This window comes from Pantoea sp. T14 (genome assembly GCF_036663535.1).
Classification (GTDB): Bacteria; Pseudomonadota; Gammaproteobacteria; order Enterobacterales; family Enterobacteriaceae; genus Pantoea; species Pantoea phytostimulans.
Genome location: NZ_JAWUEB010000027.1, coordinates 90,582 through 109,492 on the forward strand (window position 1 = coordinate 90,582; position 18,911 = coordinate 109,492).

19 protein-coding genes are annotated in these 18,911 nt (G+C 51.0%); 11 read left to right on the forward strand and 8 right to left on the reverse strand.

From position 1 onward, the window contains the following. Positions 1–28: 28 nt before the first annotated feature. Positions 29–1,192 carry an imidazolonepropionase gene (gene hutI / locus SC127_RS18435; protein ID WP_332628235.1) on the forward strand — a complete coding sequence of 388 codons (1,164 nt, stop codon included), beginning with the start codon at positions 29–31 and terminating at the stop codon, positions 1,190–1,192. Continuing rightward, positions 1,189–2,013, forward strand: coding sequence for an N-formylglutamate deformylase (gene hutG, locus SC127_RS18440; RefSeq protein ID WP_332627424.1), 825 nt, complete (start codon positions 1,189–1,191; stop codon positions 2,011–2,013). The genes hutI and hutG overlap by 4 nt, the downstream gene beginning before the upstream one ends. 32 nt (positions 2,014–2,045) lie before the next feature. Here the strand turns inward: hutG and SC127_RS18445 are convergent, their stop codons facing one another. Then, positions 2,046–2,678, reverse strand: coding sequence for a flavin reductase family protein (locus SC127_RS18445; RefSeq protein ID WP_332627426.1), 633 nt, complete (start codon positions 2,676–2,678; stop codon positions 2,046–2,048). A 185-nt stretch (positions 2,679–2,863) separates the two neighbouring features. Between SC127_RS18445 and rlmF the strand changes: the two genes are divergently transcribed. Beyond that, positions 2,864–3,781: a 23S rRNA (adenine(1618)-N(6))-methyltransferase RlmF gene (rlmF, locus tag SC127_RS18450; RefSeq protein ID WP_215847249.1), complete on the forward strand. Its 918-nt coding sequence runs from the start codon at positions 2,864–2,866 to the stop codon at positions 3,779–3,781. An 81-nt stretch (positions 3,782–3,862) separates the two neighbouring features. Here the strand turns inward: rlmF and ybiO are convergent, their stop codons facing one another. From ybiO to rhtA, 6 genes are all read right to left on the reverse strand, one after another. Further along, the gene (gene ybiO / locus SC127_RS18455) at positions 3,863–6,133 is read right to left on the reverse strand and encodes a mechanosensitive channel protein (RefSeq protein WP_332627429.1); all 2,271 of its coding nucleotides are present in this window, start codon (positions 6,131–6,133) and stop codon (positions 3,863–3,865) included. 126 nt (positions 6,134–6,259) lie between these two features. Next, positions 6,260–6,982 carry a glutamine ABC transporter ATP-binding protein GlnQ gene (glnQ, locus tag SC127_RS18460; RefSeq protein WP_215847247.1) on the reverse strand — a complete coding sequence of 241 codons (723 nt, stop codon included), beginning with the start codon at positions 6,980–6,982 and terminating at the stop codon, positions 6,260–6,262. Then, positions 6,979–7,638 carry a glutamine ABC transporter permease GlnP gene (gene glnP / locus SC127_RS18465; RefSeq protein WP_332627431.1) on the reverse strand — a complete coding sequence of 220 codons (660 nt, stop codon included), beginning with the start codon at positions 7,636–7,638 and terminating at the stop codon, positions 6,979–6,981. The genes glnQ and glnP overlap by 4 nt, the downstream gene beginning before the upstream one ends. 76 nt (positions 7,639–7,714) lie before the next feature. After that, positions 7,715–8,461: a glutamine ABC transporter substrate-binding protein GlnH gene (gene glnH, locus SC127_RS18470; RefSeq protein WP_215848313.1), complete on the reverse strand. Its 747-nt coding sequence runs from the start codon at positions 8,459–8,461 to the stop codon at positions 7,715–7,717. 329 nt (positions 8,462–8,790) lie between these two features. Then, positions 8,791–9,294, reverse strand: a complete 504-nt coding sequence (gene dps / locus SC127_RS18475; protein ID WP_215847246.1) for a DNA starvation/stationary phase protection protein Dps — start codon at positions 9,292–9,294, stop codon at positions 8,791–8,793. A gap of 324 nt (positions 9,295–9,618) precedes the next feature. Next, on the reverse strand, positions 9,619–10,533 hold the full coding sequence (gene rhtA, locus SC127_RS18480) for a threonine/homoserine exporter RhtA (RefSeq protein ID WP_243078271.1): 915 nt from the start codon (positions 10,531–10,533) through the stop codon (positions 9,619–9,621). Positions 10,534–10,587: 54 nt separating this feature from the next. On the opposite strand from rhtA, the gene SC127_RS18485 reads away from it, so the two are divergent. Both SC127_RS18485 and ompX read left to right on the forward strand, forming a co-directional pair. Next, positions 10,588–10,743 (forward strand): hypothetical protein, encoded by a 156-nt coding sequence (locus SC127_RS18485; RefSeq protein ID WP_332627434.1) that lies wholly within the window; start codon positions 10,588–10,590, stop codon positions 10,741–10,743. A 159-nt stretch (positions 10,744–10,902) separates the two neighbouring features. After that, positions 10,903–11,415 (forward strand): outer membrane protein OmpX, encoded by a 513-nt coding sequence (ompX, locus tag SC127_RS18490; RefSeq protein WP_215847243.1) that lies wholly within the window; start codon positions 10,903–10,905, stop codon positions 11,413–11,415. Positions 11,416–11,719: 304 nt separating this feature from the next. Here ompX and SC127_RS18495 read toward each other — a convergent pair whose 3' ends face one another. Beyond that, positions 11,720–11,911: a hypothetical protein gene (locus SC127_RS18495; protein WP_215847242.1), complete on the reverse strand. Its 192-nt coding sequence runs from the start codon at positions 11,909–11,911 to the stop codon at positions 11,720–11,722. Positions 11,912–12,178: 267 nt separating this feature from the next. Between SC127_RS18495 and mntR the strand changes: the two genes are divergently transcribed. The 6 genes from mntR (at position 12,179) to SC127_RS22640 (ending at position 18,423) form a co-directional block, all read left to right on the forward strand. Then, a complete protein-coding gene (gene mntR / locus SC127_RS18500) occupies positions 12,179–12,637 on the forward strand; it encodes a manganese-binding transcriptional regulator MntR (protein WP_243078269.1) in 459 nt (152 codons plus the stop codon). 21 nt (positions 12,638–12,658) lie between these two features. Continuing rightward, complete coding sequence (locus SC127_RS18505) at positions 12,659–13,768, forward strand: SLC13 family permease (RefSeq protein ID WP_215847240.1); 1,110 nt, start codon at positions 12,659–12,661, stop codon at positions 13,766–13,768. A gap of 141 nt (positions 13,769–13,909) precedes the next feature. Beyond that, positions 13,910–15,061 (forward strand): HlyD family secretion protein, encoded by a 1,152-nt coding sequence (locus tag SC127_RS18510; RefSeq protein ID WP_370661505.1) that lies wholly within the window; start codon positions 13,910–13,912, stop codon positions 15,059–15,061. After that, the gene (locus SC127_RS18515) at positions 15,058–16,626 is read left to right on the forward strand and encodes a DHA2 family efflux MFS transporter permease subunit (protein WP_215847238.1); all 1,569 of its coding nucleotides are present in this window, start codon (positions 15,058–15,060) and stop codon (positions 16,624–16,626) included. Before SC127_RS18510 ends, SC127_RS18515 begins: the two co-directional genes overlap by 4 nt. 10 nt (positions 16,627–16,636) lie before the next feature. Next, complete coding sequence (locus tag SC127_RS18520; protein WP_442955766.1) at positions 16,637–18,160, forward strand: efflux transporter outer membrane subunit; 1,524 nt, start codon at positions 16,637–16,639, stop codon at positions 18,158–18,160. Between the two features lie 116 nt (positions 18,161–18,276). Beyond that, on the forward strand, positions 18,277–18,423 hold the full coding sequence (locus tag SC127_RS22640) for an MFS transporter (protein WP_442955762.1): 147 nt from the start codon (positions 18,277–18,279) through the stop codon (positions 18,421–18,423). The last annotated feature ends 488 nt before the right edge of the window (positions 18,424–18,911 follow it).

The window sequence follows — 18,911 nt, forward strand, 5'->3', positions numbered from 1 at the left end:
CCTGTGGCTAGGGGCCGATCTGGTGACTATGCAGGGCGGTAAGTACCAGATCATCGAAGATGGCGCACTGGCGGTAAAAGCCGGGAAGCTGCACTGGGTAGGGCCGCGTGAAACGATGCCGGCGTTTCACGCGCGTGAGCAGCATCAACTTTCGGGTGGCATCATCACGCCGGGTTTGGTGGATTGTCACACCCATTTGGTGTTTGGCGGCAATCGCAGCCAGGAGTTTGAGCAGCGATTAAATAACGTTAGCTACGCTGAGATTGCTGCGCAGGGCGGCGGTATTCTTTCTACCGTGCGTGCCACGCGCGCGGCCAGTCAGCAGGAGTTAGTGGCTTCTGCGCGCTGGCGACTGGATCGCTTACTGGCAGAAGGCGTGACTACGGTTGAAATCAAATCGGGTTATGGTCTGGATGAAGAGAGTGAGCTGCGCATGTTACGTGCGATTCGTGAGTTAAGCGAAAGCGTGCCAGCGGATGTGCTCGCGACCTGTTTAGCCGCCCACGGTTTCCCGCCAGAATTCAAACACAATCCCGACGGCTGGATTGATGTCATCTGCAATCAGCTATTGCCGCAGGTAAAAGCGAAAGGGCTGGCGGATGCGGTCGATGCTTTTTGCGAACATCTGGCTTTGTCGCCTGCGCAGGTGGCGCGTGTGTTTGATCAGGCAACAGCGTTGGGTTTGCCGGTTAAGTTACACGCAGAACAGCTTTCATCGCTAGGCGGTGCCGCACTGGCAGCGCGTTACGACGCGCTTTCTGCCGATCACCTGGAATACGCCACGGAAGATGATGTTAAGGCCATGGCGCAGCATGGAACGGTTGCGGTGTTGCTGCCGGGTGCGTTTTACCTGCTGCGTGAAACTCAGCGTCCGCCGGTTGAACTGTTCCGCCGTTATGGCGTGCCGATGGCGCTGGCAAGCGATGCGAATCCTGGCACATCACCGGCATTATCCCTGCGCTTGATGTTAAACATGGGTTGCACGCTATTTGGCATGACACCGGAAGAGGCGCTGGCAGGCGTGACGATTTGGGGAGCAAAAGCGCTTGGACTGGAACAGACTCATGGCACGCTTGAAGCGGGCAAAGTCGCCAGCTTCGTTCATTGGCCATTAGCCCGTCCGGCAGAATTGGTTTACTGGTTGGGTGGTGAGCTGCCCTGTAAAGTCATCTATCGTGGAGAAGCACAATGAGCAGTGAAAAAATCAGCGAAACAAGCAGTGAATCCACCTGTTTTCACTTTACCCAAGGCAAGATCCCGCTGCTGGTTAGCATTCCGCACGCGGGAACGCTGCTTACGCCAGAGGTTGAAAACGCGTTGAGCGATGCCGCGCGCAGCTTGCCGGATACCGATTGGCACATCCCGTTATTGTACGATTTTGTGCGCGATTTGGGTGCCAGCGTGATCATTGGCCGCTACTCACGCTTCGTCGTTGACCTTAATCGTCCGCCCGACAACCAACCGCTGTACACCACCGCAACCACTGGTTTGTTTCCCGAAACGCTGTTTGATGGCACACCGACCTTCGCGGAAGGAAAAACGCCAAGCGCTGAACAGCGCCAAAGCTATATTGATCACATCTGGCAGCCTTATCATCAGCAAATTCAACATGAGCTGGCGCGACTCAAAGCCGAATACGGTTATGCCTTGCTGTTTGATGCCCACTCGATTGCCAGCGTGATTCCTCGCCTGTTTGAAGGACGCCTGCCGGATATCAATATTGGTACCAACGACGGGGCCAGCTGTAGCCCAGCGGTGATTAACGCTATTCAGGCTGTGTGTGCTGAACAAGATAAATACAGCTGGGTGCTGAATGGGCGCTTCAAGGGCGGTTACATTACTCGCGCCTACGCGCAACCTGATGAGAATGTGCAAGCGGTGCAGCTCGAACTGGCGCAATGCAATTACATGGATGAAACACCCCCCTTTGCCTGGCGACAGGAACGTGCCACCGCGCTACAGAAGGTGTTGAAGCCGCTGATACAGGCATTTATCGAACAAGGAAAGGTGTAAACAAGCGCGTCGAGAAGACGCGCTGTGATGCTTTATGCCCGACGAGCATCCGGGCGCACTAAATCAAAACGCTGCGCTTCAGTGATGCTGTAATAGGCGCTCGGTCCGCCAGCGCGCAGAATCGGCTCGGCTTTGGCGGTTTGATAAATGCCATTTTCCAGCAGCGTTTCATCAATATGAATCGCCACCGCTTCACCCAAGACCAACCAGCTATCAATCGGCTGACCTTGTGCATCCTGCAACTGAATGAGCTGCGTGAGCTTGCATTCAAAATTAACCGGGCTTTCCGCCACTAAACTCGGCTTGACCTGCGAGGCGGGCAACGGCGTTAAGCCAGCAATAGCAAACTCATCCTGATCGGCGGGCACCGAAGCGGAGCTCTCGTTCATCGCTTCTGCTAACGAACGCGTTGCCAGGTTCCAGACAAATTCTTTGGTCTCAGAAATATTCTGCACACTGTCTTTCCATCCGCTGCTGGCGAATCCGATGATGGGCGGATGATAATTAAAGCAGTTGAAGAAGCTGTAAGGCGCAAGGTTGCGATGACCGCTGGCGCTGATGGAACTGATCCAACCAATTGGGCGTGGCCCAACAATCGCATTGAGAGGATCGTGCGGCAATCCGTGACCTGCGCGCGGTTGGTAAGAGTAACGTTTGTGCGTCATGAAATCTCCGATAGCGTTTTTTGTTTTATCTTAGTCTTACAGCATTGATTGAGTCGGCGAGAATTGTGTAAGCGGATTGTGCGAAGCCGCGTAGTTGTCTCAACCCGACGCTCTTCGCATATTCATTATTTATTTTCAGCGATGCACAGCGTATTGTACGCGCGCCCGAATAATTGAGAGAAAGTATGAAAAAGTCAGCCAGTTCGTCACCGTTCCATGCCCGTAATCGCCATCAAAGTGAATACGATTTTGCCGCCTTAATCGCTGCACATCCACCGCTGGCGGTGAAAGTGCGCCCTAATGGTTATGGCGTGCAGTCGGTGGATTTTGCCGATCCCGAGGCGGTGATGCTGCTGAATCAGGCCTTGATCAAGCTGTTTTACGGCATTGACTGGCAACTTGCGCCGGGTTCACTCTGCCCGCCCGTGCCGGGTCGTTCAGATTATGTGCATTATCTGGCCGATCTGCTGGCGCTGGATAATCAAGGAAAAATCCCGATGGCCGATGTGCTGGATATCGGCTGTGGTGCAAACTGCATCTATCCGCTGATTGGTCAGGCTGAATATGGCTGGCGCTTCACCGGCACTGAAATTGATGAAAGCGCATTGAAAGCCGCGAATCAAATCGTGGCTGCGAATCCTGGTTTGCAGCGCAATATTCGCCTGCGCCGTCAAAAAAACAGCGATGCTATTTTGGCGGGTGTCGTGAACAAGAACGATTTTTTCCACGCCGTGATGTGTAATCCACCGTTCCATGCCTCTGCCGCTGAAGCTGCGGCCAGTTCACAGCGTAAAGTGCGTAATTTGGGTCTGGAGAAATCCGCACCGCTGAACTTTGGTGGTCAACATAATGAGTTATGGTGCGTCGGCGGCGAAAAAGCCTTTGTCAGCAAAATGATTCAGGAAAGCGTGGCGCTGGCGCGTCAATGCATCTGGTTCACGTCGCTGATCTCCAGCAAAGATAATCTGGCTGCGCTGGAAAAACAGTTGCAGGCGCTGGATGTAGAGGTTCGCGTAGTGAACATGGCTCAGGGCCAGAAACAGAGCCGCTTCCTGGCCTGGTCATTTATGCCTGCGGCGACACGCGCGCAGCGTTTACGTTAATCCAACGTTTGTTGATGGCATCCGCCACCTGTATTCAGGTGACGGATGTTCTGCTTGTGGTACCGACTAAAAATAGCGCGGTTATTGCGGGGCCGGTAACGCCGGTAAGCTAGCGGCGCCTGCAACGTCAGGTCCGGTTTGCATCACTTCCACCGTTTGGTGCGGCGCTTTGATGCCTGCAGCATCAAAATGCTTCTTCACCTTTTCATCTAAAGCAAAACGTACCGTCCACTGCTTAAGCGGCTGGGTGGTAAACGAGACGCGCACAGTAAATGCCTGATTAGTCAGCCCGACTAAACCTGCAAAGTTTGGTTCGCCAATGACCATGCCGCGAATCTCTGGGTTTTCCAGCAGTTCATTTACTGCCGCCTGCAGCGCTCGATTAGCGCGTTCCGTATCCTCATTACGATCGACATCATAGTTCGCAACAAACGAGCCGATACCGCGCACAAAGTTGGCGAAGGTGGTGATCGAAGACCAGGGAATGATGTGATAAGCGCCGGTATCCTGACGTACGCCAACAGATCGAATTGACATGCGCTCCACCGTGCCGGTAATGGCGCCTATCGTCACCAAATCGCCGGTGTTCATGCCATTCTCAAACTGAATAAAAATGCCGGTAATAATGTCCTTCACCAGCGTTTGTGAACCGAAGGAAACCGCCAGCCCCAAGGCGCCTGCACCCGCCAGCAGAGGCGCAATATTGACGCCAATTTCTGACAGTAAAATCATGATGGTAATGGTGCTAATCACCACGGCTAACGCGTTGCGGAACAGTGTCAGCAGCGTACGTGTGCGGGCGCTGGGCATTGGACGGCCATGTGAATCAGAGGCGAGACGGCTTTCAATCAAACTCGCCAGCACCGTCCAGCCGATCGCGGACAGCAGTAAAATCATCACGATGCGGATCAGGATATCCACCATTTTTTCGCCAGCACCAATGGTTAGCCAATGCCAAAGATCAAACAGGTTCCAGGCATTAAGTAGCAGTAGCAAGGTAGCAAAAACCGTGAGAATGCGGGCCAGCTTTAGCATGGCGCGAACCCAGTCATTCACGCGCTTTTGCAATTCAGGGTAATTGCGGCGCAGATCGGGTGACAAAATAATGGTTTTACCTATCCAGCGCGTCAAAATACCGGAAACAAAAGCGGCAATGCCGACAATGGCCAGGCTGCGTACCGTGGCGGACATCATAAATTTCAGGCTGTCGCCGGGATTGAAAATCGAAAACAAAAACAGCGCGATAAAATACGCGCTCGCCAGCCAGTGCCAGAACAGCGCAAACGCTCGAATGAAGAAGGCAAAAAAGGCCATGCTGCGGTTGGCTAACCCAATCAACGCATTGTGAATATTGCGTTTGTTACTGAATATCAGCCACTGCGCCCAACAGGTCATGATCGCCATAATGGCAATGTTCAGTAGCGCTGCAATTTGCACGTTCACCTGATTAGACACAATCGGCACGATCACCAATAAACCGTAACCCATAATGCCGCTGAGCCAGCTTAGCCGCGTATTCCAGTAGCTGGCGCGCTCATCGTTGAGATGAAAAAAACGAAGTTCAGGAAAATGCGGGCAGAAAATCAGGCGCAACAGCGCTTTAAAAAATTCGATTAAGGCAAAGGCGTTGAGGAACAAACCCTGCTGATAAGCGATAGTGCGACTATCGCCGTGAAAGTTATCGCTGATAATTTGGCCGATAAACAACGCCAGCGCCAGTAGCAACAGGTCAATGATAAACGCGCCAATGATGGTAGCGGGAAGATGTAGCCAGTTACGGTGATCGCGGTTTTTCTGTCGTCCCCATGCTCCAAGACGTTGATAGAGTGGATAAACCAAACGACGCAGCAGCCAGTAAAGGGCAAACATCGCCAAGGCCAGGCCGGCAAAATGGTTTACCGCATTCACAAAGGTCACGGGATTAAAGGGCTTATGTGGCGCGTAGAGAATATTGTCGTGCAGCCGAATGAATTGCGTAGCGGCTTCACCGCCATATTGGCGCGTCATATCGGTGAGCCCTTGCAGCACGGTCTTTTCTTCCGGCTCCTCGGTTGGCGGTGCCAGTTCTGGTGTACCGGTATCGGTGGGTGTCGCGGCGGCATTACGCAGTTGCTCAATTAATTCCTGGCGGGACTGATCGTTATCAAGAATGTTTGCCAATGCCGCATACGCGGCTTTTTTATCACTCAGGCCAGGTTCTTGCGCATTACCTGAATCGGTTTTGGTTTGTTGTGCCGCAACAGCGGCTTGGGGCAATGAAACGGCTTGTGCTGTAGGTAGCGTAATGAAAAATAACAGACAGAGCAGAATCCAACGCCGCAAAAATGTGCGGGGTGGGCAGGCTGACAACATGGCTTTCTCCTTAGCAACATGCTTGCTTCACAAGAGAAAAAGTATAGTCAGGGATGGCGAATCAAAATTCTGAAAGAAGAAGGGCAGATAAAAAAGGGCCGCAATCTTATAAAGCGGCCCGTTTTATCAAGAGACGTGCTGCAAGAATTCGCGCAGACGATCGCTTGGCGGATTGCTGATTAATGCATCGGGATTGCCATCTTCAGCGATGCGGCCTTTGTCGATGAAAATCAGGCGTGAGGCAACTTTCTGAGCGAAGCCAACTTCATGGGTGACGATCACCATGGTCATGCCTTCTTCGGCCAAATCCTGCATCACTTTTAACACTTCGTGACGCAGTTCAGGATCGAGCGCGGAGGTTGGCTCATCAAACAGCATCATCTTAGGCTTCACCGCCAGCGCACGCGCAATCGCGACGCGTTGCTGCTGACCACCAGAAAGTTCAGAAGGGAAGTGGTGGGCGCGTTCCGCCAGACCGACTTTGCCCAAAAGTTCCTGCGCCAGTGCGCGCGCTGCCTCTTTTTTCGCACCACGGACGCGAATCGGTCCAAAAGCGACGTTATCCAACGCGCTCATCTGTGGAAACAGATGGAACTGCTGGAACACCATCCCCGCTTCCTGGCGGATCAGACGCTCATCCACTTTAGGGTCATTCACTTTTAATCCATCAACAATCAGCTCGCCGCTGGTGATCTCTTCCAACTTATTGATGCAGCGTAGCAGCGTGGATTTACCTGAACCAGAAGGGCCGATAATCACCACCACTTCACCCTGATTAATCTTCAGGTCGATGTTATGCAGCACCTGCGTTTTACCAAAATGCTTCGAGACGTCTTTAAATTCAATCACAGGATTTTCACCCTTTTTTCAATACGGCGCAGCACAAAGCTCAACACCAGCGTAATCACCAGATAAATGATCGCAACCGCGCTCCAGATTTCCAGTGCACGGAAGTTACCGGCAATAATTTCCTGACCCTGACGTGTCAGTTCCGCCACGCCGATAACGATGAACAGCGAGGTGTCTTTAATGCTGACAATCCACTGGTTGCCCAGCGGTGGCAACATGCGGCGCAGCGCCAGCGGCATAATGACATAACGCAAGGTTTCACGGCCTGACAGGCCAAGCGCCAATCCAGCTTCGCGAAAACCTTTATTAATGGATAACACCGCGCCGCGCGTGATCTCCGCGATATAGGCACCCGAGTTAATCATGATAGTGACAACCGCTGCGCTGAACGGATCAATGCGCAAGTCCGGGAAAGCCATGGGCAAGGCGAAATAGATGAACATTACCTGCACCACGATTGGCGTGCCGCGGATAATTTCAATGAACACCAGTGCGAGGTTGTTGGTGAACCAACCGCCGTAGGCGCGGGCAAAACCTGCGACCAAACCGATGATCAACCCCCCAATCAGCCCAATAACGGAGATGATTAGGGTCAGTTTGGCGCCTTCAAGCAGCGCGGGCATGGCTGGCCAGATAACGCTCCAGTCGAACTCCATGGTGAACTCCAGATATGTTGCGATGGAAAAAAGCAGGGAAATGTTCCCTGCTGAAAATTAAATCGAGCTCAAATTATTATTTAGGTTCGCTGCCGAACCATTTTTTGTACAGCTCGTTGTAAGTCCCGTTTTCTTTAATGGTCTTCAGTGCGCCGTTTACTTTTTCACGTAAATCGTCGCTGCCTTTCGGGAAGGCGATACCATATTGCTGAGCTTCAATTGAGTCGCCTACCGCTTTGAAGCGGCCTTTACCGGCGGTGTTGATGAAGTACAGAATATTTGGCGTGTCGTGCAGTACAGCGTCAGCACGGTTGGTGCCAAGCTCCATATAAGCGCTGTCAATATTTGGGAACTGGCGCAGATCTTTAGATTTGATATTCGCTTTAGCGTATTCGACCGAACCGGTTCCGCTTTTCACTGCCACGACTTTGCCGTTCAGATCGCTGATGCCTTTGATGTCGTTTTCGTTGTTACGCACCATCACCAACAAGCCGCTTTTGTAGTAACCGTCAGAAAACTCAATGGCTTTTTTACGTTCTTCGGTAATGGTAATACCCGCTAACGCCAGGTCAACGTTGCGCGTTTGCAGTGCAGGAATGATGCCGCTGAAGTCCATCGGTTTCAGGGTGTAATCCAGTTTCAGTTCTTTCGCGATAGCTGCCCACAAATCAACGTCAAAACCGACGTATTTGTCGCCTTGCTTAAATTCGAAAGGAACAAAGGCGGTGTCAGTGGCGACAACCAATTTCTTTTCAGCTGCGGTAGAAGAGAGTGAGAAGGCCAGCGCCAGCGCGGCCACAGAGACTTTAAACAGTGACTTCATCATTTTTCCTTATTACTACAAGGTTATAAAACCCGTGTTTGCGGCTTGTCATATGAAAGAATTATGCCAACTTTGCAAAATCTCTAAAATCAGTGAGTTGGACAGGCTGGCTGACACGATTTTGCATCGCATTAGCGCTTTGCACTAAAATGGCGCCCTATATTGGTGCGTAAGGTTATTTTGGTGCAACAGGAAGTGTGACGTAAAAGCGGAGGCGGTAAAAATCTGAAAGGGAAAACTGTTAACGAAGTCATAAAAAGCCGGTAACAAGGCATAAAAAAAGGCGGGTTTCCCCGCCTGATTTATCATGTTGAACGTTAACTTATAACTTATTCGATATTAGCTTCGATAAACCACAGGAACTTATCGAGGTCACGTGACGCTGCGGTAAAGATATCAGCGGTATCTTCATCCTTCACTTCAGTGATGGCTTTACGTACATCGTTAGCAACCAGACCGTAGCGATCTGCCAGTGCTTTCAGATGATCCTGTACGCTATGAATATTCAGCGGATAGCTTTGCAGTGGCGTTTTATCACTCACCACCTGCGCTGTACCGAGTGCTACGCCGCCCAACTGCACAACGCGTTCTGCAATCGTGTCCTGATGATCGGTAATTGTGGTGCGGAAGCCGTCCAGCATCTCATGCACACCAATAAAGTTCGCACCGCGCATGTTCCAGTGCGCTTGCTTAGTGATCAACGACAGGTCAATGAACTCCACTACCAGCCGGTTCAGCACCTCGATGGTGGCTTTTTTATCGTTTTCAGCCACGTCATTACGGGTGTAAATGAGATCAGAAGAATTTGTTTTAACCAGTTTAGCGGTACTCATCGTTTCAGTCCTCTCTTTGATGGTTGTCCTAGTCAAGTACGGGAATAAGTATAGCAGCGCTTTGGGAGTTTGCAGTAACGGCTATGCCGATGGCTGAAATAGAGCACTTCCTGGTTATAAATAAGCATTTAGCCAAGGTAGTTAATGCAATGTTAAATTTAGCGTGAGATAAAAATTTAATATTTACAGGTGGTTAGGTTAATGTGTCAATGTGGTATATCTGACTGTTTCAAAATAATACGGTAAAAGCCGTTCGTTAATTAAGAAGGCTTATCAAGATTAATACGCTTGTTATTTGGCCCGCGTTTTCACAGGCCAAATAATTTATTTTGGCGCTGCATTATTTAACTCAACCTCACTTAACCGGTTCTTTTTTGGCTTCATTGTGAGTGTCGAACCGGCAGAAGCTATGATGATCGCCAGCAAGGCAAGACATTGTTGTCCATTCAGGGTTTCGCCAAGAAAAAGCATGCCCGATAACGCTGCCATCGCGGGTTCCAGACTCATCAACGTACCAAAAATGCGTGCCGGTAAGCGGGTTAACGCGATCATTTCAAGAGAATAGGGGATGGCACTGGAAAGCAGAGCGACCAGCAACGCAATGGGAAGCACACTCCAGTGCCAGATGCCGCTTTCCGCAAAAGTCAGACCCAGCGGTACAAAAATAACAGAAGCAATCAACGAACCCATCGCCACGGTGGCAGGACCGTGTTCCGCGCCCGCACGTTGCCCCGCCAAAATATAAAATGCCCAACATGCGCCTGCGCCAACAGCGCATGCTGCACCCAGCGGATCGATTGCCGTCATGTTCGCGCCGAACGGCAGCAAAAACCATAATCCAATCACGGCCAGCACGACCCAGACAAAATCCAGCAAGCGGCGTGAACCAAGCAGTGCAAGCGTTAAGGGACCGGTGAATTCCAGCGCAACCGCCACGCCAAGCGGCACGGTACGAATAGAAAGATAAAACAAGAAGTTCATAGCGCCGAGCGCCAGGCCATACATCAATAGCGGCATGCGCTGCGCACGCGTGAAATGTAGACGCCACGGCTTAAAAATTGCACAGAGAATAAGCGTCCCCAGCCCTAAACGTAACGCTGTAATCCCGGTGGCACCCACAGTGGAAAAAAGCGACTTGGCCAGCGATGCGCCGCCTTGCAGTGAAAGCATCGCGATGAGCAGTACCGCAATAGGCATTAAAACCGGTGCGAGATTTCTTAGGGGTGAGGTAGGTGACATCCTGTGGCTACATCCTGATCATTTACTTAACAAGTGCACAGTGTAATGGAATTTATGGGCAAAAGAGACGATGGCGCGTGGTTTAAATTTGGTTTAACTGCGCATGAATTGCGCAATTTCAGCGCCAATTTAGTAAAGAAACGTCAGGATTTTTTAGGATTTTACTTAAAGCGGAAATTAAAAGACGAAAAGTTTATTGCAGAAAAATGATGGTTTTTATAAGAAAAAAGAATGACATAGGATCGTGCATTAACGTCCTGTTACACCAAACTTTCTGTTAGACAATAAAATCTGGGCAGAGTTTCTCGCTATTTTTTGTTATATTTTCAGCGTTGTCAGGAGAGTAGTACTTTCACATTTGAGGTGGTTATGAAAAAAATTGCATGTCTTTCAGCACTGGCCTGTGTTCTGGCTGTATCCGCAGGTTCCGCAATGGCGCAAAGCACTGTATCTGGTGGCTATGCGCAGAGCGATTATCAGGGCGTTGCTAACAAAGCTAACGGCTTCAACCTGAAATACCGCTACGAAGACGGTTCTAACCCACTGGGTTGGATCGGTTCTTTCACTTACACCGAGAAAGATCGTACCGAAGCTGGCGTTTATAACAAAGGCCAATACTACGGCATTACCGGTGGTCCTGCTTTCCGTCTGAACGACTGGGCAAGCATCTACGGTGTTGTTGGTCTCGGCTACGGTAAGTTCGAGCAGAACACTACCGCATCACGCGACAAATCTGATTCAAGCGACGTAGGTTTCTCTTACGGCGCAGGTATGCAGTTCAACCCAATCGAAAACGTTGCACTGGACGTGGGCTACGAGCAGAGCCGCATCCGTAACGTTGACGTTGGCACCTGGATTGCTGGCGTAGGTTACAGCTTCTAAGTTCAGCTTAGACTGCCTATTCCAAAACGGCCCTTAATGGGCCGTTTTTTCGTTTCTGCACTTCCTCGTCTTTTCTCACCTTATTCATTGACCTTTCCCACCATCATTGAGTCAGGCGCGCACTTTTTCGACTCAGAAATGCACTGCGCTTTCCAGATTCGGATGAAAATTTAAACGGATGATTGAACAACGCAATGTCGCAGATTAAAAGGGCACAAACTAACGAAGCGAGCGCGGTCGAAGGGGAGTTAACAAGATTGGTAGCCCTTCAGCATTAATGTGAAAGGCTTAAAAAGCGGGATGTTTAGCCGCGCCAGATCAGGTTTTGGCAGCGACGATTGTCAGTTTTTTTACCGAGCAATTTTTCGATCAACATCAGACGAAGCGTAAAAGGGGAACGCGTCAGCAGGCACAACCAGGATTTTATATCCACGGACGTTGTTTTTTCAGCCTGGAAGCATTTGCTGCAATCTAAACAGCTTTTTAGGGTGCTCATAGAATCACCTCCCAATGAATGTTGACGCAAAAGTAAGCAGAGATCGTCAATTAAGCTTAGAACAACAGCAATGATGAAAAAGGATCTTGCACGATCTTCACTGGCTGACCAGCGTTGCTGCTTACATTATCGACAAATATAGCATTGGCTATATCCTTTAGCCAATGCTAATTAGGAAAAATTTGAGCTTCTTTGCACCTGGTTTACAATGAGCGCAGCTAATCCGTAGAGCAGGTTGAATACGGATAATAATAAAGAGGAAGTTGAATGAGTCGTCGTGCTAAAAGCGTGGTTACTGCCCCGCAAGGACCACTAAAAGATATTGAAGAGCATGTCGAAGGTTTTCGGCAGGTGCGTGAAGCGCATCGCCGTGAACTTATTGATGACTACGTTGAGCTAATCTCTGATTTGATTGGTGAATTTGGCGAAGCGCGTCAGGTTGATATGGCTGCGCGCCTCGGTGTCTCACAGCCGACGGTGGCGAAAATGCTGAAGCGCCTGAGCATCGCCGGTTTGGTTGAGCAGGTTCCTTATCGCGGCGTGTTCTTAACCAGTGAAGGCGAAAAGCTGGCGGAAGAGAGTCGTGCACGCCATTACATTGTTGAAACCTTCTTGTTAGCGCTGGGCATTAGTCCAGAAACCGCGCGCCGCGACTCTGAAGGCATTGAGCATCACGTCAGTGATGAAACGCTGGCCGTTTTCCAGAAATTCTACGAAAATCGCTAACCTTTAAGGCGAACGGCCAACATGCCCACTCTTTTTCGCTCCTTTTTGCATGACCGAATTTTGCATCTGCTGTTAATCATTGGAGCGATCTTGCTGTTTCTGGCCAACTTTCGTTGGTCAGACCTGCCTGGCGCCGTGGACTGGCATACCATTATTACGCTGACAGGATTGTTGATCCTGACAAAGGGATTAGAAGTCAGCGGCTATTTTGATGTGCTAGGCGAGCGATTAATCAGCCGTTTTAAGCATGAGCGGGCATTGGCCTTGTTTATGGTGTTAGCCGCGGCGCTGCTTTCTACCTTTCTGACGAACGATGTTGCACTGTTTATTTTGGTGCCGCTAACGTTAACGCTACGAAAATTCTCTCGCTTACCCCTTTCACGTTTAATCATTTTTGAAGCGTTGGCGGTCAATGCTGGCTCGTTGCTAACGCCGGTCGGTAATCCGCAAAATATTTTGCTATGGAGCCACGGTTCTCTCAGCGTGGCGGGATTTATCGGGCAGATGTTTCCCTTGGCGGCCTGGCTGCTGCTGAGCCTGGTTGCATTGACCTGGTGGAGCTTTTCAACGCGAGAAATACAAAAACATCAAAATAATGAAACGCATCAATGGCGGAAGCCGCTGTTTGCGGTGAGCGTCTTGCTGTATGTGCTGTTTATTGCCGCGTTGGAATGGCATCTCACTGGCTGGGCACTCCTGTTGATTGTGCTGTGCTTTTTAATCATGGCGCGCCCGGTATTGCTCAATATCGACTGGAGCTTGCTGGCAGTTTTTATCGCCATGTTTGTTGATGTCTATTTACTCACGCGCTTGCCCGTTTTACAGGCGCATTTCGATGCGATTACGCATCTTGGCGACGGCGCGCTTTACTTGCTGGCTATCGCGTTATCACAAGTTATTAGCAACGTACCGGCGACTATTCTGCTGCTGCAAAAAGTGCCTTCTTCAGAGGTACTCGCATGGGCAGTAAATATCGGTGGCTTCGGTCTGCTGCCTGGTTCTCTTGCCAATTTGATTGCCTTGCGCATGGCAAAAGATCGCCGCGTTTGGTGGCGCTTTCATCTCTTTTCCCTGCCATTGCTCGCCTGGGCAATGTTGAGCGGCTGGCTGCTGCTGCGCCTGATTTCCTGACATCATTTCGTCCTGCTAATGAATTAATTGGCAGGACGTGCGTCTTTCATCAAGTTATGTAAAGTTGCACTGGAATTTGTCAGTTTCCCATCTAAGGTTAATTTGACCTTTTATGCCCGGGAATTAGGGCCTTAGCCAGTGATGGGAACTATGAGCGAGAAAGATCAACGCGAGCCACGCCAGGAAGACGCTGATAACGCGGCGGATAAAAACAGTCAGTCACAAGAAAACCAGAATAACGATGAACCCGAACGTAAACGCCCCGGTAAAAAACCGCTGATTATTTTAGCGATTATCGTTGTGGTGATGCTGATCGTCGGCTTCTATTTCTGGTTTAGTACCCGCAATGAAGAGACCACTGACGATGCCTTTACCGAAGGTGATGCGGTCACTATTGCGCCCAAAGCCTCAGGTTATGTCGTCAAACTGCTGGTTAAAGATAACCAGCGGGTGAAAAAGGGTGATTTGCTGGTTGAGATTGATCCCAGTGATACCAGTGCGCAGCGCGATCAGGCTAAAGCCCAGCTTGGCTTAGCGCAGGCACAATTACATCAGGCGCAGGCGCAACTGGCGCTGTCTCGCGTTCAATATCCGGCGCAGCGCGATCAGGCGTTAGCCGATCAAGCCAAAGCGCAGGCAAATATGATGAATGCCCAAGCCGATTATCGTCGTCAGCGCGGTGTTGATCCGCGTGCGACCAGCCAACGCAATATTGATACAGCGAATGCGCAACTGCGTTCCGCGCAGGCACAACTGCAAAGTGCCAAAGCACAAGTTGAAGTGGCCTCTCAGGTTGCTTTGCAAATTCGTCAGCAGGAAACCAATGTCGAAGCGCGTCAGCAGCAGGTTGAACAGGCTAAAGCGCAACTCAACACGGCAGAGTTAAACCTTTCATACACTCAGGTTCGTGCACCTTACGACGGATTCGTGACGAAACGTAATGTTCAGGTCGGTACGCTGGTGCAGGCTGGCAGCTCACTTTTCTCGCTGGTGTCAGCCGATATCTGGATTACGGCCAACTTTAAAGAGTCGCAACTTGAGCGCATGAACCCAGGCGATAAAGTGGCGATTACTGTCGATGCCTGGCCAGACATGAAACTGGAAGGGCATGTGGACAGTATTCAAATGGGATCCGGTTCGCGTTTCTCGACCTTCCCGTCGGAAAATGCCACCGGCAACTACGTAAAAATTGTTCAACGCGTGCCGGTGAAAATCGTTATTGACCACGGTTTAGATCCCAATCATCCGCTGCCGCTGGGTCTGTCGGTTGAACCGAAGGTGACGGTGGAATGAGCCCAACGCAGAGCTGGAAACCCGCCAGTAATCCGTGGCTAGTTGCCATCACGGTTACGCTGGCGGTGTTTATGGAGATCCTTGACACCACGATCGTCAACGTAGCGTTGCCGCACATCGCGGGTTCGCTCTCTTCCAGCTACGATGAGTCAACCTGGGTGTTGACCTCGTATCTGGTGGCAAACGGCATCGTGCTGCCCATCTCTGCCTTTTTCAGTCGCCTGTTTGGCCGCAAGCAGTTCTTCTTGATCTGCATTGTGATGTTCACCATCTGCTCATTCCTGTGCGGTATCGCCACCGAACTGTGGCAAATCATTCTGTTCCGCGTATTACAGGGGTTTTTCGGCGGAGGCTTGCAGCCGGTGCAGCAATCGGTGCTACTTGACTACTTCAAGCCGGAAGATCGCGGCAAAGCCTTTGGTCTCTCCTCTATCGCCATCATTGTTGCGCCAGTGATCGGGCCAACGCTTGGTGGCTGGATTACGGATAACTACAGCTGGCGCTGGGTATTTTTCATCAACATTCCGGTAGGAATTTTAACCGTAATGGCGATCTATCAACTGCTGGAAGATCCGCCGTGGGAACGCAAGTGGGCTAAAGGTCGCCTGAAGATCGACTACATTGGCATATCACTGATTACCCTCGGGCTTGGCTGTTTACAGGTGATGCTGGATCGCGGTGAAGATGAAGACTGGTTTTCTTCAAACTTCATTGTGTTGTTTGCCATTTTGGCGGTTATCGGCATTGTTGGCGCGGTTTACTGGCTGATGTATGCGCGTAAACCGGTGGTCGACATCCTGGTGATGAAGGATCGTAACTTTTGGGTGGCGGGTTTATTGATGGCGGGTATGGCGATGATCCTGTACGGCAGTTCGGTGGTATTACCGCAGCTGGCACAACAGGATTTGGGTTATACCGCAACCTGGTCTGGCTTGGTGTTATCGCCGGGCGCCGTGTTGATCGTGATGACCATTCCGCTGGTGCTTAAGCTGATGCCGATCGTGCAGACGCGCTATATCATCGCCTTTGGTTTTAGCTGTCTTGCCGTGGCGTTTTTCTATTCGGCAACCTTAACGCCGAATGTCGATTTTACCACGCTGGTGTTGATGCGTAGTGCTCAGTCAATTGGCCTGGGTTTCTTGTTTGTTCCTTTGACCACCATCGCTTTTGTCACCATTCCGCAACGACTGAATGCCGATGCCTCCGCGCTGTTCACCATGTTTCGCAATGTGGCAGGATCGATTGGGATCTCACTTTCTACCGCGGCGATCACCGAGCGTGAACAGGTGCGGTCGGCGCACATGGTGCACAACATGACACCGCTTAATGAGCCGTTCAATCTTACCGTGCAGCATTGGGCACAGGCGATCCGTGACTTTACGTCGGCTGTTGGCGATCCGATCACCTTAGCCACCGGGCAGCTTTATCAAGAGATGATTGCCCAGTCGCGCATCCTCGCTTATATCGACGTCTTTTCAGGTTTGAGCATCGTCGCCCTGATATTGATTCCATTTTGTTGGCTGCTGTCGCCGATTAAGAGCGAAGGCAGTGCAGGAGCACACTGACATGAAGTTTATGTTTTCTCGCGGCCTCAAACCGTTGAGCTTATTAACACTGGCAATGTGGCTGGCAGGTTGCGCCGTTGGGCCCGATTATCAGGCACCGAAACCGCAAATGCCGGGCGGTTACAACTCGCTGGAATCACAAGAAGCCTCTAAACCGCGATCGTCAGCGGTCAACGCTCGTTGGTGGCGCAGCTTCAACGATCCGCAACTCGACAGCCTGATTGCGCGTGCCATTGAAGGCAACCTGACGCTGCAACAGGCAGTGCTGCGCATTGCGGGCGCTCGACAACAGCTGGCGCAAGCGCAGGGCGGTTTGTTTCCCAGCCTGAACGGTTCAGCCAAAATGACGCGTCAGCAGCTAGGACTTGAGGGCCTGTTGAAGTCAAATGGCGCTTACGATCAGCTTGATAGTGATGTTACCAGCCAGCTGAATAGTCTGACGCAGCCGGTTAATCTCTATCAAGGCAGTTTTGATGCCAGCTGGGAGCTTGATTTATGGGGCAGGGTACGACGTCAGGTTGAGGCAGCGAACGCACAGACGCAGGCAGCGATTGAGCAGCGTAATGATGCGTTAGTGTCGTTAGAAGCTGAAGTGGCGCGTGCCTGGCTGCAACTGCGCGGCGCGCAATCGACGGTGCAGACGCTACAGCAGCAGATCGATGTTGCCCAGCAAACCGTAGAGTTGACGCAAAGTCAGCAACGTAACGGCTTAGCACCCGTGACCGATGTGGAAAATGCGCACGCTCAGCTCAGTACGCTGCAGGCGCAGCTGCCGCAATATCAGGCTCAGGCGCGTCAAGCGATGAACGGCTTAGCCGTGTTATTGGGTAAAACGCCGGGCGCGTTGGATGCAGAACTCAATACGCCAAAAGCGCTGCCAACGCTGCCGCAAATTGTTTCAGTCGGCATTCCATCCACACTGGCTCGTCGTCGACCAGATATACGTCAGGCTGAAGCCACGCTACACGCGCAGACGGCCAATATTGGCGTCTCGGTAGCCCAACTCTTTCCGAGTCTGTCATTAACCGGTCAGCTGGGTGTACGTAACACTGATGTTAGCTATTTAGATAACTGGAGCAGCCACTTCTACAGCTATGGGCCCTCGCTGTCGATTCCGATTTTCCAGGGCGGTCAGTTGGTTTCCAGTGTGAAATTGGCGCGCGCGCAGCAAGCCAGCGCAGCACTCGATTATCGCCAAACGGTACTGACCGCATTGCAAGATGTGGAGAACGCGCTGGTAAGTTACCGCGCCGACCAGCAGCGTGTCACCGCGCTGGATGAAACCACGGGTGCGCTGCAACGTGCGTTTGACCTTGCCAGCGACAGTTATCGCCAAGGTCTGTCGACATTCCTTGACGTACTGGATGCACAGCGCCAACTGGCGCAAGCGCAGGAGCAGGCGACGCAAGCGAGGATGCAAAGCGGATTAGACTTAGTCGCCTTGTATAAAGCCTTGGGGGGTGGTTGGGAAACGTATCAGAACGTTACGTTGCCGCAATATGATGTGTTTGGCCCGGCAACCCAGGTAAATTAATCCCCCTTCACCTCTCACTTTTATTGCTTTTGGATACGCGGCTGTGATGAAAACACGTTTCATCACAGCCCGCTGACCTGTCGGCCACATGCGAGATCGGGTTTCATCCCGAACACATGATTGGCATGGTCATCGCGGCCATTCAGGCGTTTACCGGCGTTAAAATCCGAATTTATTACGCGCCAGTGTTGTTAAAAGCGGCGGATATGAGCGATAGGGTATTCTTATTTAACACCCTTACCACGGCGCTATTTCTGTTTTAATGGCGTTAGTCAGTATTTAGCTGTTGGAAAAAACAGCTCGCTGTACCCCAACAAAGATGGGGAAATGGGATGGCATGGCTTGCTTATTATTTATCAACAACGCTGGCTATTTAATGCCGGAGCAGCGAATGGCTAGCCGGATGTTTTGTGCAGTGAAAGGGGATTATTGCGTATGCTTATGTCTCATCGCTTTCATCAAGGCGTGCTTTCACCGGTGAGATGATTGCTGTTTTAGAAATTCTTCCTACGCGCCTGGGTTATGGATGGCGCAGTATTTGCCATAGGGACAGCGAATTTCATTAATTCACTGATGTTTCCTGTTTTACTGGCGAGCGCAGGGCTGTCTGATCTCTTTTTTATCTGTATCGCGAGCGCGTATAGCAGACCATTTTTGTGATTTTGTGTCTTCCTGAAACGCATAACCGACGCCTGGAACAGAGGAAAGATTATTTGCATGATGGGTTATCATCCGATGAAGAATCACAAGC

Coding starts and splice junctions, on each gene's coding strand:
- ybiO (WP_332627429.1), bottom strand. CDS start 6,133: ATGTTGTCAGCCTGCCCACCCCGCACATTTTTGCGGCGTTGGATTCTG.
- rhtA (WP_243078271.1), bottom strand. CDS start 10,533: ATGTCACCTACCTCACCCCTAAGAAATCTCGCACCGGTTTTAATGCCT.
- SC127_RS18510 (WP_370661505.1), top strand. CDS start 13,910: ATGGGAACTATGAGCGAGAAAGATCAACGCGAGCCACGCCAGGAAGAC.
- SC127_RS22640 (WP_442955762.1), top strand. CDS start 18,277: ATGATTGGCATGGTCATCGCGGCCATTCAGGCGTTTACCGGCGTTAAA.
- SC127_RS18515 (WP_215847238.1), top strand. CDS start 15,058: ATGAGCCCAACGCAGAGCTGGAAACCCGCCAGTAATCCGTGGCTAGTT.
- SC127_RS18505 (WP_215847240.1), top strand. CDS start 12,659: ATGCCCACTCTTTTTCGCTCCTTTTTGCATGACCGAATTTTGCATCTG.
- rlmF (WP_215847249.1), top strand. CDS start 2,864: ATGAAAAAGTCAGCCAGTTCGTCACCGTTCCATGCCCGTAATCGCCAT.
- dps (WP_215847246.1), bottom strand. CDS start 9,294: ATGAGTACCGCTAAACTGGTTAAAACAAATTCTTCTGATCTCATTTAC.
- hutI (WP_332628235.1), top strand. CDS start 29: ATGCAGGGCGGTAAGTACCAGATCATCGAAGATGGCGCACTGGCGGTA.
- glnP (WP_332627431.1), bottom strand. CDS start 7,638: ATGGAGTTCGACTGGAGCGTTATCTGGCCAGCCATGCCCGCGCTGCTT.
- SC127_RS18495 (WP_215847242.1), bottom strand. CDS start 11,911: ATGAGCACCCTAAAAAGCTGTTTAGATTGCAGCAAATGCTTCCAGGCT.
- SC127_RS18445 (WP_332627426.1), bottom strand. CDS start 2,678: ATGACGCACAAACGTTACTCTTACCAACCGCGCGCAGGTCACGGATTG.
- ompX (WP_215847243.1), top strand. CDS start 10,903: ATGAAAAAAATTGCATGTCTTTCAGCACTGGCCTGTGTTCTGGCTGTA.
- SC127_RS18520 (WP_442955766.1), top strand. CDS start 16,637: ATGTTTTCTCGCGGCCTCAAACCGTTGAGCTTATTAACACTGGCAATG.
- glnH (WP_215848313.1), bottom strand. CDS start 8,461: ATGAAGTCACTGTTTAAAGTCTCTGTGGCCGCGCTGGCGCTGGCCTTC.
- mntR (WP_243078269.1), top strand. CDS start 12,179: ATGAGTCGTCGTGCTAAAAGCGTGGTTACTGCCCCGCAAGGACCACTA.
- SC127_RS18485 (WP_332627434.1), top strand. CDS start 10,588: ATGGGCAAAAGAGACGATGGCGCGTGGTTTAAATTTGGTTTAACTGCG.
- hutG (WP_332627424.1), top strand. CDS start 1,189: ATGAGCAGTGAAAAAATCAGCGAAACAAGCAGTGAATCCACCTGTTTT.